The organism is Streptomyces sp. NPDC058198 (assembly GCF_042882605.1).
Lineage (GTDB): Bacteria > Actinomycetota > Actinomycetes > Streptomycetales > Streptomycetaceae > Streptomyces.
Genome location: NZ_JBHVVP010000002.1, coordinates 302,808 through 315,552 on the forward strand (window position 1 = coordinate 302,808; position 12,745 = coordinate 315,552).

At 69.0% G+C, this 12,745-nt stretch carries 14 protein-coding genes; 7 read left to right on the forward strand and 7 right to left on the reverse strand.

Going from position 1 to position 12,745, the window contains the following annotated elements:
* Nucleotides 1-24 precede the first annotated feature (24 nt).
* On the forward strand, nucleotides 25-435 hold the full coding sequence (locus ACFVWW_RS09890) for a VOC family protein (RefSeq protein ID WP_384328737.1): 411 nt from the start codon (nucleotides 25-27) through the stop codon (nucleotides 433-435).
* 461 nt (nucleotides 436-896) lie between these two features.
* Here the strand turns inward: ACFVWW_RS09890 and ACFVWW_RS09895 are convergent, their stop codons facing one another.
* Nucleotides 897-1,424 (reverse strand): ATP-binding protein, encoded by a 528-nt coding sequence (locus ACFVWW_RS09895; protein WP_386877088.1) that lies wholly within the window; start codon nucleotides 1,422-1,424, stop codon nucleotides 897-899.
* A 250-nt stretch (nucleotides 1,425-1,674) separates the two neighbouring features.
* Here ACFVWW_RS09895 and ACFVWW_RS09900 point away from each other — a divergent pair, with 250 nt between their 5' ends.
* Both ACFVWW_RS09900 and ACFVWW_RS09905 read left to right on the forward strand, forming a co-directional pair.
* Nucleotides 1,675-2,559: a DUF5753 domain-containing protein gene (locus tag ACFVWW_RS09900; protein WP_386877090.1), complete on the forward strand. Its 885-nt coding sequence runs from the start codon at nucleotides 1,675-1,677 to the stop codon at nucleotides 2,557-2,559.
* A complete protein-coding gene (locus ACFVWW_RS09905) occupies nucleotides 2,556-2,735 on the forward strand; it encodes a DUF397 domain-containing protein (RefSeq protein ID WP_386877092.1) in 180 nt (59 codons plus the stop codon). Before ACFVWW_RS09900 ends, ACFVWW_RS09905 begins: the two co-directional genes overlap by 4 nt.
* Nucleotides 2,736-2,816: 81 nt before the next feature.
* Here ACFVWW_RS09905 and ACFVWW_RS09910 read toward each other — a convergent pair whose 3' ends face one another.
* From ACFVWW_RS09910 to ACFVWW_RS09920, 3 genes are all read right to left on the reverse strand, one after another.
* On the reverse strand, nucleotides 2,817-3,752 hold the full coding sequence (locus ACFVWW_RS09910) for a D-alanyl-D-alanine carboxypeptidase family protein (RefSeq protein ID WP_389679440.1): 936 nt from the start codon (nucleotides 3,750-3,752) through the stop codon (nucleotides 2,817-2,819).
* A 196-nt stretch (nucleotides 3,753-3,948) separates the two neighbouring features.
* On the reverse strand, nucleotides 3,949-4,410 hold the full coding sequence (locus ACFVWW_RS09915) for a hypothetical protein (protein ID WP_384328725.1): 462 nt from the start codon (nucleotides 4,408-4,410) through the stop codon (nucleotides 3,949-3,951).
* 16 nt (nucleotides 4,411-4,426) lie between these two features.
* Nucleotides 4,427-5,737, reverse strand: coding sequence for an AAA family ATPase (locus tag ACFVWW_RS09920; protein WP_386877096.1), 1,311 nt, complete (start codon nucleotides 5,735-5,737; stop codon nucleotides 4,427-4,429).
* Nucleotides 5,738-5,812: 75 nt separating this feature from the next.
* On the opposite strand from ACFVWW_RS09920, the gene ACFVWW_RS09925 reads away from it, so the two are divergent.
* Both ACFVWW_RS09925 and ACFVWW_RS09930 read left to right on the forward strand, forming a co-directional pair.
* Nucleotides 5,813-6,481 carry a GntR family transcriptional regulator gene (locus tag ACFVWW_RS09925; protein ID WP_384328719.1) on the forward strand — a complete coding sequence of 223 codons (669 nt, stop codon included), beginning with the start codon at nucleotides 5,813-5,815 and terminating at the stop codon, nucleotides 6,479-6,481.
* A complete protein-coding gene (locus ACFVWW_RS09930) occupies nucleotides 6,478-7,779 on the forward strand; it encodes a nitrate/nitrite transporter (RefSeq protein WP_384178557.1) in 1,302 nt (433 codons plus the stop codon). The genes ACFVWW_RS09925 and ACFVWW_RS09930 overlap by 4 nt, the downstream gene beginning before the upstream one ends.
* Nucleotides 7,780-7,923: 144 nt before the next feature.
* On the opposite strand, the gene ACFVWW_RS09935 is transcribed toward ACFVWW_RS09930, so the two are convergent.
* Nucleotides 7,924-8,748, reverse strand: coding sequence for a maleylpyruvate isomerase family mycothiol-dependent enzyme (locus tag ACFVWW_RS09935; protein WP_384178560.1), 825 nt, complete (start codon nucleotides 8,746-8,748; stop codon nucleotides 7,924-7,926).
* Nucleotides 8,749-8,914: 166 nt separating this feature from the next.
* Here ACFVWW_RS09935 and ACFVWW_RS09940 point away from each other — a divergent pair, with 166 nt between their 5' ends.
* Nucleotides 8,915-9,712, forward strand: coding sequence for a carbon-nitrogen family hydrolase (locus ACFVWW_RS09940; RefSeq protein ID WP_384328713.1), 798 nt, complete (start codon nucleotides 8,915-8,917; stop codon nucleotides 9,710-9,712).
* A gap of 130 nt (nucleotides 9,713-9,842) precedes the next feature.
* On the opposite strand, the gene ACFVWW_RS09945 is transcribed toward ACFVWW_RS09940, so the two are convergent.
* On the reverse strand, nucleotides 9,843-10,337 hold the full coding sequence (locus tag ACFVWW_RS09945; RefSeq protein WP_384178565.1) for an LURP-one-related/scramblase family protein: 495 nt from the start codon (nucleotides 10,335-10,337) through the stop codon (nucleotides 9,843-9,845).
* A gap of 183 nt (nucleotides 10,338-10,520) precedes the next feature.
* On the opposite strand from ACFVWW_RS09945, the gene ACFVWW_RS09950 reads away from it, so the two are divergent.
* Nucleotides 10,521-12,377 (forward strand): NHL domain-containing thioredoxin family protein, encoded by a 1,857-nt coding sequence (locus ACFVWW_RS09950; RefSeq protein ID WP_386877099.1) that lies wholly within the window; start codon nucleotides 10,521-10,523, stop codon nucleotides 12,375-12,377.
* Between the two features lie 48 nt (nucleotides 12,378-12,425).
* On the opposite strand, the gene ACFVWW_RS09955 is transcribed toward ACFVWW_RS09950, so the two are convergent.
* Nucleotides 12,426-12,653 (reverse strand): DUF6458 family protein, encoded by a 228-nt coding sequence (locus ACFVWW_RS09955; protein WP_384178571.1) that lies wholly within the window; start codon nucleotides 12,651-12,653, stop codon nucleotides 12,426-12,428.
* Between the last annotated feature and the right edge of the window lie 92 nt (nucleotides 12,654-12,745).

Genomic DNA, 12,745 nt, shown 5'->3' on the forward strand with positions numbered 1-12,745 from the left:
GGCTTGCCCAGTAGCGTGACGCACATGTTCAACGCCATCACGCACTCACAGATGTACGTCCTCGACCAGGACGAAGCCCTCGACTTCTACGTAGGCAAGCTCGGCCTGGAGGTCAACGCCGACGTCGACATGGGCTTCATGCGCTGGCTGACCGTCAGCCTCCCCGGCCACCCGGAGCGCCAGATCCTGCTGGAAAAGCCGGGCGGTCCGCAGATGTCCGAGGAGACGGCGCAGCAGGTCCGCGAGCTGGTGACCAAGGGCGCGATGGGCGGCTCGGTCATCTTCAGTACGGACAACTGCCGCCAGACGTACGAGACGCTGCTGGCCCGGGGCGTCGAGTTCACCGAGGAACCCACCGATCGTCCGTACGGCATCGACTGCGGCCTCCGCGACCCCTTCGGCAACAGCATCCGCTTCACCCAGCCGAAGGCCTAGGACCGCCCGACGGGTTACGACCGGAGCCGGACCGCAGCAACGGTCAGCTCACCCGTCCCGATGCCTGCTTAACGCGCCCCCTGACGCACGATCGGCCGGTGAGGACTCCAATCAGCCGGGCAAATAGGTACATATCAGGTCGTCGAGCGCCTCTCGTACCCGCTTCTGAGGTGCCATGCGGCCACGGAGCTCAGACACCTGCTTGTGCCTCGGCCCCCACCGCAGTCCGACGCTGAGCCGGTGCCGGGCCGCCCCATTCCACTGCCGCGCACACCGCCCACCGGCCTGGCGGCCGGGAACAGACCCCAGGAAACAGCGGATCTTCCCGGGAACCCCTCCCCCCGGCCGCCCCCCTCAAAGAGTCACTTGCGGTGGAGGGACGGGAGTCAAGGGTGGGCGCAGCCCATCGCTCGCGACGCGACGAAGGAGCGCCCTTGACGCCCGGCCCGGAACCGCGACACTCAAACAGCAAGGGGCGGCCCCACCAGCACCGAACGACCTGGTCCGCCCCGGGTACCCGCTTCTGACCCGCAGTCGGCAATCTCAGCTCGGACGGGCCCGCCGTGCGGTCGTACGGCGATCTCGGCGAACACCGTCTTGCCGACGGTCCGGGGCTCGATGCCCCACCGGTCCGCCAGTTGCGTGACGATGAGCAGGCCGCGCCCGAAGCACTCGTCGTCATCGGCGACGCGCATGGCGGGCAGCCGTTCCCCGCGCGGATCCGTCACCTCGATACGGAGCACGGTGGCGGTGAGGACGATCCGTACCCGGAAGAGCCGATCCCGCAGACAGCCGTGCAGCAGCGCGTTCGTCGCGAGCTCGCTGACCAGGAGGGTCGCCGACCAGGCGAGTTCGGGATGCCCCCACTGGGTGACGAGCCGGCCGGTGCGGTGACGGGCGAGGGTGACGCTGCCGGCGGTGGGGGTGTAGTCGAGGCGGTCCTCCCGGATGACGGGCTCGGACGTGGATGCCTCTTGGGCTGCGGTCATGGACGCGCACCTCCGTGTGCGGTCGGGATGCCCGTGCGGCGTGCGCTTGGCGTTGGCGGGGGCATGCCGCGGCCGCGCCTGTTTCGGCGCAGGGCGGGGCGGCGCACTTCCGCCAACTGGCGCCGCTGTGCGAGCGGTTGAATGCCGACCGTAGTGAGACAGTTTCTTGGGTGCAAGTGAAACGGAGCCAATTGTCCCCAACGGGTGAAGGCAGTCGACTGGTCGGCGCCATCGGGGCGACACTTGGGCCGTGAATGGATCGGCTCAACAAGGGAATCGGGCGTCAACCGTTCTGGGGCGCAGGCTCGGACGTGAGCTGCTACGCCTGCGCGAAACGGCGGACAAGACCCAGCAACAGGTCGCTCGAGTGATCAGCGCGACCAACTCGAAGATCGCGAAGATGGAGCGCGGCTGGGTTCCAATGAGGGATCCGGATATTCGGGCGATGTGCGAGTTCTACGGTGTGCACGACCCGAAGGTGCTGGGGCGTCTCCTGGAGCTGGCGCGGTTGGACCGGGAGCGCCGCAAGGCGAAGGGGTGGTGGCAGCACTCGCCACAGGCGGGAGCTCTGGCGGAGTACATCGCCATGGAGGATGTGGCCCGCCGCCTGCGGACGTGGCAACTCTCCCTGATCCCGGGCCTGTTCCAGACGTCGGAGTATGCGCGATCACTCGCCGTCAGCGATGGGGTCTGGGAGGACCCGGACGATATCGAGCGGATCGTGGAAGTGCGGATGAAGCGACAGGCCCGGCTTGTCGGGGACAATCCGCTGGAGGTGTACGCGGTGGTCTGGGAAGCCGCGCTTCGCCAGCAGGTGGGCGGCCCAAGGGTGATGCGAAACCAGCTGGAGCATCTGCTGGAGGTGGCTCAGCTGCCGAACGTACGGCTCCAGGTGATGCCGTTCCAGTCCGGAGGGCACCCGTGCGTGGTCGGCTCCTTCAACATCGTCTCGTTCGCAGAGACCGAGGCGGTGGACGTGGTTCATACCGACACGATCGTCTCTACTGTGTGGGTGGAGAACGACGAAGAGGGTGCTGTGTACAGCTCGTTCTTCGACCGAACGGCCCGGCTGAGTCTCGCCCCCAAGGATTCGGTAACCCTGATCGACAGCATCTGCAAGGGGATGTATCCGTGATCGATTTCGTCTTCGTGAAGTCCAGCTACAGCGGGTCCGGTGGTGAGTGCGTGGAGGTTGCCGTCAACGTGCCTCGCACCGTTGCTATACGCGACTCCAAGAACCTGACCGGCCCCGTCCTGCGCGTCGCCCCCGCCGCCTGGGGTGCCTTCCAGGCCGGTCTGCGGCGACCGTAAAAGCGAAAAAGGGGGGGTACGGCCACCACTTGTGGCCGTACCCCCGCTCCCCGCTCGTACCCGCGCCCGTACCCGACGCGATCAGTCGCGCTGCGCGTCCGCCGGGAGCGGGCGCAGTTGCATCGTTTTCGCCGACGTCGAGCCGAAGCCGTAGTCCAGCACCTTCGCCGCGTCCTTGTAGCGGTCGGAGCCGTTCAGGATGACGCCCACGAGAGTCTTGCTGCCGCGGGTGGCGGCGAAGACCAGGCAAGGCCCGGCCGACGTACCCGTGCCGGTCTTGATGCCGATGGCGCCCTTGTAGGAGCCGAGCAGCTTGTTCGTGTTGTACCAGGTGTACGTGCGCTTCCCGCCCTTGCTGGTCGGCGCCGTGCCCTTGTAGCTCGTGGCCTTGACGACCGTGCGGAAGCTCGTGTTCTTCATGGCGTACTGGGCGATCTTCGCCAGGTCGCGCGGGGTCGTGTAGTTGTTGCCCGCCTTCGATATACCGTCGAAGGAGTCGAACTTGGTGTTCTTGAGCTTGAGTTCGGCGGCCTTCGCGTTCATCTTCGAGATGAACGACTTGGTGCGGGCGGCGGCGGTGGAGCCGGTGCCGAACGTGTCGGCCAGGGCGTACGCCGCGTCGCAGCCCGAGGGCAGCATCGTCCCGTACAGCAGTTGGCGGACGGTTACCTTGTCGCCGGTGCGCAGATCGGCGGTGCTCGCGCCCTGCTTGGCGACGTAGTCGCGGTAGGCCCGCTTGACGGTGACCTTGCGGTCGAGGTTCACGCCCTTGGTGCTGAGGACCACGGCGGCCGTCATGATCTTCGTCGTGCTGGCCATCTGGCGCCTGGTGTCAGCGGACTTGCTGTAGACCGTGGCGCCGGACGCGTAGTTCAGCAGGAACGCGCCCTTGCCGCTGACGGACGGAGCGGCGGCCGCCTGGGCGGGAGCGGCCAGGGCGGAGGCGGTCAGCAGGGTGCCGGCGGTGGTGAGGGCGACCACAGCCGCTCTTCGCGCGCCCGGGAGGGTAAGTGTCAAGGGAAACGCTCCGATTCGGCGAATGCATTGGTTTGTGTTGCGATGCGCCTAAATGAGACCACGTCGGGAAAGGGGTCTCCATATAGGACGCGCGAGCATACCCAAGGGATGTACGAGGAGTTAAGGGGCGTACGGGAAGCAGCGCCGCCTTCGACGCGCGACGCGCGGCTTGGGAGGGGATCTCGTCCGACGGTGCTCAGGCGTAGGACGCGAGCAGTTCATCGAGGGTCCAGATGGCCGCGGTCACGCCGGAGGTCCGCGCCAGGTAGCGGTCGCGTTCGACCAGGATGTTCAGGTCGCCGCAGCCGAGTCTGTTGCACGCGTGCTCGATCAGGCTGGCGCCGGTGCTCCCGCCGTCCACCAGCGCACGCAGATGGGCCGCGTTCCACTCGACCTCGTTGAGGGCCCAGGGCGCGGTTCCCTCGATCACGGTGACCAGTACCCCGGACAGGCGTTCAGCGCATAACCGCCGGTAGTAGCCGTCAGAGAGCTGGGCGATGTGGTTTCCCGTTTCGATGATCGCGGTGACAGGCAGCAGCAGATCGGCCTCCCGAAGCTCCCGCTTGCGCTTCAACTCCGCGATTGCCTTCTCGCGGTCCTGGGATTTTCCGGGGACCTCCAGAAGGTTGCACAGGATTGACGTGTCGACGAACTCCACCCCACGCGCCACCGCTTCACCCGATCCCGAGAAGGCGATCGAACTCCGAGTAGTCCTGCTTACCCGGACGTGAATCCATCAGACGGCCGTTGGTGACCACATCGCCCAGTGGCCCGGCGCTCATGGCTGTGGCGTAGCCGTCCAGCTCGGTGAGACGAGTCAGCCTGCTCGCGCCGGTCTCGCGGTCGCGCGAGCAGACGATCACGCCCCTGTGGTCGTCGCCGCTGAGTGCGGAGAGCAGGGCCGGGCTGTGTGTGGTGATCAGCACCTGGGTGCTGTTCTCGGCGGCCGACTGCCGGACGAGCCGCAGGACTTCCGATGCCTGTGAGGGGTGCAGGCCGTTCTCCAGTTCCTCGATGACCAGCATCAGCGAGCCGTTGGGAGTGCCCCAGCCGACGCGCCCCAGATCCAGCCCCTCGTCTCCGGTGAGCAGTGATGTGGTGATGGCGAGGAAGCGGAGCATTCCATCACTCATCTCGCGGGCGGGTGTGAGTCCCAGCCGGCCTTCATCGAGGGCGAGCATCACATCGCCCAGCTCCGACTTGGTGACGGCGAGCCGCTCGATGTCATGGTCGGCCAGACCACGCAGCAGCGAGACAAGGTGGTGAAAAAGGTCTTCGTTGCTTCGCTGGATCCCGCCAATGGCGGCCGAGAGGTTCTCCGCCGTACGCCGGAGACGGTCGTCGCGTGCGGGCACGTACTGCCGCATCAGATGCGGAACAGGATCGAGGTGGAATGAACCGGTGAGGGCGGAGAGCATGGCTTCTGCCGCCCACAGGGTGTCTTCCTCGCCGCCGGTCGCACTGGTGAGCCGTAGTGGCACCTGCGAGGTGAGCAGTCGGGTATTGCGGAACGGGCCACTGGGATTGCGGCCCGGTCTGCCGTTGTGCCACGTCGCGGTGATGTCTCCGACGTGCGGGCTGGCCTCACCGCTGGTCAGAAGCGGCTTGTGGCCGCCCGCCGTGGGGCCGGTCAGGCGCTCATCGATGATCCGCAGTTCGGGTTCCACCAGGATGGTCACATCGAGGTCGACGGGGCCGTGCTCGGTGTTGACCGTACAGCCCAGTGAGAATCGGTCGGAGCCGTGCGGCACGCATCCGATCAGTCCGCCCCGCACCGGTCCCGAGGCGCTGCGCCGACTCTCGACAGCTTCACCGATGTCGTCTCCGCGAGCCAGCCGGGAGAGGACTTCCAGTCCGTCCAGGGCGTCGGACTTGCCGCTGCTGTTGCGTCCGATCAGCACCGTCAGCGGGGCCAGGCTGAGTGCCGCGTCGCGAAAGCTCTTGAACGCGGTGAGACGTACCTCTGCGATTGCGTGGCCGGTCACGCCCCACAACCTAGGCCCTGTCCGGGATGCGGACCCGGGATGCTGTTGTACCTCTGTTGTATCTAAGCTGTGCGCATGCCTTCCGCCCCCGCCCCCGCCCCCGCCATGAAGCAACCGCCCGCCGCTGACCGCGTGTACCGCCATATCAAGAAGGCCGTGCTCGACCGTGACTACGAGGGCGGCACCCTCCTCACCGAAGGGGAGTTGGCGGAGGCCGTAGGGGTGTCACGTACGCCCGTGCGGGAGGCGTTGCTCAAGCTGGAGGTCGAGGGGCTCGTCAAGCTCTATCCGAAGAAGGGCGCGCTCGTGCTCGCCGTCTCCGCGCAGGAGATCGCGGATGTCGTCGAAACCCGGCTGCTGATCGAGGAGTTCGCCGTACGGAAGGTCATACCGGCGTCCGGGCGGATGATAGAGCGGCTGGAAGAGCTGCTGGAGGAGCAGCGGCGGCGGGCCGGGGACGGGGATCTGGCCGCGGTCGCGGCGACCGACCGCTGCTTCCACGCCGAGATCGTGCGCAGCGCGGGCAACGAGATCCTCGCCAAGCTGTACGACCAGCTCAGGGACCGGCAGCTGCGGATGGGGGTCGCCGTGATGGAGGCGCACCCCGACCGGATCGCCGCGAACATCACCGAGCACGGCGAACTGCTCGAAGCCATCAGGACGGGCGACGCCGACGGCGCGGCCGCGTGCGTCCGCCGGCATGTCAGCCGCGTCAAAGTGCTGGTCAGGGGTGAGGACCGGTGAGCGCTGTCTCGATCACGCTGCCCGGTGATCCACCCGGCGGCCGCCGGGCCACCTGGGTCTGGGGCATCGGCGTCGCCGTGTACTTCGTGGCCGTCATCTTCCGTACGAGCCTGGGCGTGGCCGGTCTCGACGCCGCCGACCGCTTCGGCGTCAACGCCTCGGCCCTGTCGACGTTCTCGATACTCCAGCTGCTGGTCTACGCGGGCATGCAGATACCCGTCGGCCTGATGGTCGACCGGCTCGGCACGAAGAAGGTCCTCACCTTCGGCGTGGTGCTGTTCACCGTCGGGCAGCTGGGCTTCGCGTTCTCCCCTTCGTACGGCGCGGCCCTCGCCTCCCGTGCCCTGCTCGGCTGCGGCGACGCGATGACGTTCATCAGCGTGCTGCGGCTCGGCACCCGCTGGTTCCCGGCCCGGCGCGGGCCGATGATCGCGCAGATCGCCGCGCTCTTCGGGATGGCGGGCAATCTCGTCTCCACCATCTTCATCTCCCGCACCCTGCACAGCCTCGGCTGGACCGCGACGTTCGCGGGCAGCGCCATGGCCGGCGTCCTCGTACTCGTACTGATGCTGCTCTTCCTCAAGGACCACCCGGAAGGCCATGAGCCGCCGCCCGCCGAGCACGCGGGCGCCGCCTACGTACGGAAGCAGCTCGCCGCGTCCTGGCGGGAACCAGGCACCAAGCTCGGTCTGTGGGTGCACTTCACCACGCAGTTCCCCGCGATGTTCTTCCTGCTGCTGTGGGGGCTGCCGTTCCTCGTCGAGGCGCAGGGCCTGTCCCGGGCCGTCGCGGGCGAGCTGCTCACCCTCGTCGTGCTCTCCAACATGGCCATCGGGCTGGTGTACGGACAGGTCATCGGCCGTCATCACGCGGCCAGGGCCCCGCTGGCCCTCGGCACGGTCGGCGCGACGGCGCTGGTCTGGGCGGCGACGCTGGCGTACCCCGGCGACCGTGCCCCGATGTGGCTGCTGATCACGCTCTGCGCGGTTCTGGGCGCCTGCGGACCCGCGTCGATGATCGGCTTCGACTTCGCCAGGCCGGCGAACCCGCCCGAGCGTCAGGGCACGGCCTCCGGAATCGTCAACATGGGCGGTTTCACGGCCTCGATGACGACACTGCTCGCGGTCGGCGTCCTGCTGGACATGACCGGCGACAACTACCGGATCGCCTTCTCCTCGCTCTTCGTCCTCCAAGTGGTCGGGACCGTGCAGATCCTGCGGCTGCGGGCGCGCACGGCGCGGCGGGAGCGGGAGCGGCTGGTGGCGAGCCGGGTGGAGGCCGTGCACGTACCGGCATGAGAGCCGGGGGCGTACGGACGTGAGGGCGGCAGCGTACGGATCGAGGCCGTGGAGCCTGGCGGGGCGGGGCGGCGTAACGAGGTCCGGCCTGTGCGGGTGTGCGGCCGGCCCCGGAGCGCCCTGGCGCCTAACGCGCCCGACGCGTCACGGCGTTACCGCGAACTCGCGCAGGATCGCCGTCCCCAGCTCCTGATCGCCGTCGAGCTTGATCCGGTCCGCGACCGCCGCGGGCCGCACCCGGCCGCAGGCCAGCCTGAAGTACGTCTCCCAGTCCATCGCGAGCGTCAGCAGGGGGCCGAGCGAGGGTGAGCCGTCGACCGAGCCGCGGCCGTCCGCGTTCACGCGGACCGTACGGAGGAACTCCACGGGGCCGTGCACATCGATGACGATCGCCGAGTTCGGCGGGGCGCCCGCGTCCTTGGCGACGACCTTCGGCAGGGCGGCCAGCAGCGCGTCGCGGGTGATCAGGGCGCCGGGGGAGTCGAGATTGCCGGGCTTGTTCAGCGTCGTGCGCAGATCCTGCTCGTGCACCCATATGTCGAACGCGCGCGCCCGCATGGCGGCTTCGAGGGTCTGCTCGGTGCCGAGGGGGGCACGGACCATGGTGTCGGGGGAGCGGTTCTCGTTCCGCAGCTGACGGTTGCGGCGGATGATCGTGTACTCCAGCTCGGAGGTCATCTCCGGCGCGGTGTGGTGCCGCCGTACATCGACCTGCATCTCCATGTAGCGGGCGATCTCGCTCTGCACGTGGTAGAGATCACGCGGCAGTGAGTGGATCGGACGTGGATCCCCGAGCATCTCGCATTCCATGCCGATGACATGCGAGACGATGTCTCGTACGGACCAGCCTGGACACGGCGTGCGCCAACTCCACTCACCTTCGACGAGTGGCTGCACCAGCTCGGCTATGGCCTCGACGGAGTGGGTCCAGGCATCGGCGTAGTTTTGAAGGCTGGGATGGACGGTCACGGGACCCCTCGGCGGTTCTGCGGTACGCGGGCTGGCTTGCTGGCTGGCTGCGGGCTGCGTGGGAGGTTCGGCAGCTAAGTTACGCTGCCCGGTGGCACCCCGGCAGTGCTTTCGTGTGACGATCGTAGGCCCGTGTTGACGGCTCGAATGCCAGGACGGTGGTACTGTGCGCGCCTCTCTGATCCAGATCGCAGTAGAACCGGATGAATCGGTCGAAGCTCGCAGGGGGCGTGCCGCCGCGCTGGTACGGGAGCAGCGGGGCGCCGATCTGGTGGTCCTGCCGGAGCTGTGGCCGGTCGGGGCATTCGCGTACGAATCCTTCGCCGCCGAGGCGGAGACGACCGACGGCCCGACCTTCGAAGCGATGTCGGGGGCGGCGAGCGACGCCGGGGTCTGGCTGCACGCCGGCTCCATCGTGGAGCGCGACGCGGACGGGACGCTCTACAACACCTCGCTCGTCCTCTCCCCCGCCGGTGAGCTGGTCCGTACGTACCGCAAGATCCACCGCTTCGGCTTCGACCGGGGCGAGGCGACGCTGATGGGCGCGGGCGACGAACTCGTCACGGTCGCGCTCCCCGGGACCACCCTCGGTCTCGCCACCTGCTACGACCTGCGCTTTCCCGAGCTGTTCCGGGGGCTGATCGACGCGGGCGCGGAGCTGCTCGTCGTCCCGGCCGGCTGGCCGGCCCGCCGGCGCGCGCACTGGACGCTGCTCGCCCAGGCCCGCGCGGTGGAGAACCAGGCGTTCGTCCTGGCGTGCTCCACCGCGGGCACCCACGCCGGGGTGGAGCAGTCGGGCCACAGCATCGTCGTGGACCCGTGGGGCGAGGTGCTCGCCGAGGCGGGGATGGCCGAGGAGGTCCTGACGGTCGATCTCGACCCGGGGAAGGTCGCGGCGACGCGTGAGCAGTTCCCGGCGCTGAAGGACCGGCTGCTGGGGCTGGAGACGCCGCCGCGCCGCTGACGCTGGTGCCGCTGCCGCTGCCGCTGCCGCTGCCGCTGCCGCTGACGCCGATGCCGCTGAACGTGCGCGTCGCGGCCGAGCGCCTGGTGCCGGGTGCCCATCCCTCGCGCGACCAGTGTCCCCGGCGCCCTCAGTCGTGGTCGCGCTCCTTCTCCGCCATCCGGATCACGCACACCGCCACGGCGATGAGCAGCGCGTGGTCCGTGTCCTCCCGTACGACATCCACGCCGTACGTCTCCCGTACCCGCAGCCAGCGCCGTGAGATGTGCGCGAGCAGCTCGCCGTCGTACTCGATCGCGAACTCGCGGTCCAGGATCCGCCCGCTCACATCCAGTTCGGTGCCGTCGACCAGGGTCACCCGGTAGTGATTGCGCAGCAGCGAGAGCCGCTTCTTGCGAATGGTCGCCAGCGGCTGGTCGCCGCGCTCGATGGTCATCGCGCCGCGCAGGCTGAGCAGCTTCTGGCGGAGCGTGATCAGCACCTGCCCGGTGGGATCCTTCAGCTCCAGGGTGTCGCGCAGGCGCAGCGCCTTGCCGTCGACGAGGAAGGCCTTCTTGCGGTGCTCGTCCTCGATCCAGTAGTCGTCGCCGATCGCGAAGATCTTGTCGCGCACGAGATATTTCATGGAAAACGGGTACCCCGGCGCTCCGGCGGGCCGGCGGTCCGGACGTAGGTGCACGCGTACGGGTGGCGCTTTTCGGCCGATGCCCGGCCGGCCGGTGCCGACCCGAGCCGCCGCCCACCCCGCTACCCCTCCACCGGCCATCCCGGTCGATGGGGACGATCCCGCTGGTGGCACCCTTGTTTCATGAACGATGCTTCTCCCGCGTCCCGCCGCGCCCGCGTCCGCGCCCCTGAGCTCGTCGGCAAGGGTGGCTGGATCAACACAGGCGGCAAGGAACTGAGCCTCGCGGATCTGCGCGGCAGTATCGCAATTGTCGATTTCTGGACCTTTTGCTGTGTGAACTGCCTGCATGTGCTGGACGAGTTGCGGGAGCTGGAGGAGAAGCACCGCGACACCGTGGTGATCATCGGCGTCCACTCGCCGAAGTTCGTGCACGAGGCCGAGCACCAGTCCGTCGTCGACGCCGTCGAGCGGTACGAGGTGCATCACCCCGTCCTGGACGACCCCGAGCTGGCGACCTGGAAGCAGTACGCCGTACGGGCCTGGCCCACGCTCGTCGTGATCGACCCCGAGGGATATGTCGTCGCCCAGCACGCGGGCGAGGGGCATGCGCACGCCATCGAGAAGCTGGTCGAGGAGCTGGAGGCCGAGCACGCCGCGAAGGGCACGCTGCGGCGCGGGGACGGGCCGTACGTGCCGCCGGAGCCGGTCGCGACCGATCTGCGGTTCCCCGGCAAGGCGCTGGTGCTGGAGAACGGGCACTTCCTCGTCTCGGACTCCACCCGCCATCAGCTGGTCGAGCTGGCGGCGGACGGGGAGACGGTCGTCCGGCGGATCGGCTCCGGCGAGCGCGGCTTCGGCCGGGACTCCTTCAGCGAGCCGCAGGGGCTGGCGCTGCTGCCCGACGGCAAGGTGATCGTCGCGGACACCGTGAACCACGCGCTGCGGACGTACGACCCGGTCAGCGGCGCGATCGAGACCGTCGCCGGGACCGGCAGGCAGTGGTGGCAGGGCTCACCGGCCTCGGGGCCCGCCCTCGAAGTGGATCTCTCCTCGCCGTGGGACGTGGCGTGGTGGGCCGACCGGGTGTGGATCGCGATGGCCGGTGTCCACCAGCTCTGGACGTACGACCCGGCCACCGGCACCGTCGAGGCCGCGGCCGGCACGACCAACGAGGGTCTGGTGGACGGGCCCGCCGCGGAGGCGTGGTTCGCGCAGCCGTCGGGGCTCGCCGCGGCCGGGGACCGGCTCTGGGTCGCCGACTCGGAGACCAGTTCGCTGCGTTACGTCGAGAGGGACGCGAGGGACGGCGCCCAGCAGGACGGCGATCGTTTTGTCGTCCGTACGGCCGTCGGCACCGGGCTCTTCGACTTCGGGCACCGCGACGGCGCCGCCGGACAGGCCCTGCTCCAGCATCCGCTGGGTGTCACCGCGCTGCCCGACGGGTCCGTCGCCGTCTCGGACACGTACAACCACGCGCTGCGCCGCTACACGCCTCCGACGCACGAGGGCGCGACCGGTGAGGTGACCACCCTGGCCACGGATCTGCGGGAGCCGAGCGACGCCGTGCTCGTCGGTGAGGACATCGTCGTCGTCGAGTCCGCGCGCCACCGGCTGACCCGGCTGCGGCTGCCCGACGAGGCCGTGCGCGTCGAGGCCGTCGCCCACCGCACCCAGCGGGCCGCGACCGAGGTCGCCCCCGGCGCGCTCCGGCTGGACATTGTCTTCACCGCGCCGACCGGGCAGAAGCTCGACACCCGCTACGGCCCCTCGACCCGGCTGCTGGTCTCCGCCACCCCGCCGGAACTGCTGGCGGACGGCGGCGGCGCCGGCTCGGACCTGAGCCGTGAACTGGTGCTGGCCGACGGTGTCACGGAGGGCGTGCTGCATGTCTCCGCGATGGCGGCCTCCTGCGACGACGACCCGGCGAACGAGTACCCGGCCTGCCATGTGCATCAGCAGGACTGGGGCGTCCCCGTCCGTGTCACAGAGGCGGGAACGCCCCGGCTCGGGCTCGTACTCGCCGGGCTCGACGCGTAGACGTGTGACGACGCGCAGCTGACAAACACCGTTGCCGACGCGCGCTGATCAGAAGCCCGTGCCCCGGTCGTTCCTGTCCACGACGGTCGGGGCGACCGGGGTGACGATCGCTCGCCGGCGACGGGCGATGCTGGTGAAGGTGGCGATGCCGATGATGCCGACCGCCATCATGATCAGACCGACCAGGTCGAGGTTGACGCTGTCGACTTCCCAGTCGGTCGCGAAGGTGAGGATCGCCCCCACCGCGATAAGAGCGATGCATCCGCCTATGCCCATGAATCCCGCCTCCTGATACGAGTGGTGGCCGTTCCGGGCCATTGGGTCGGGTACCCCGGTCCGGAACAGCCATGCGGGCGGCGGAGGTTCGG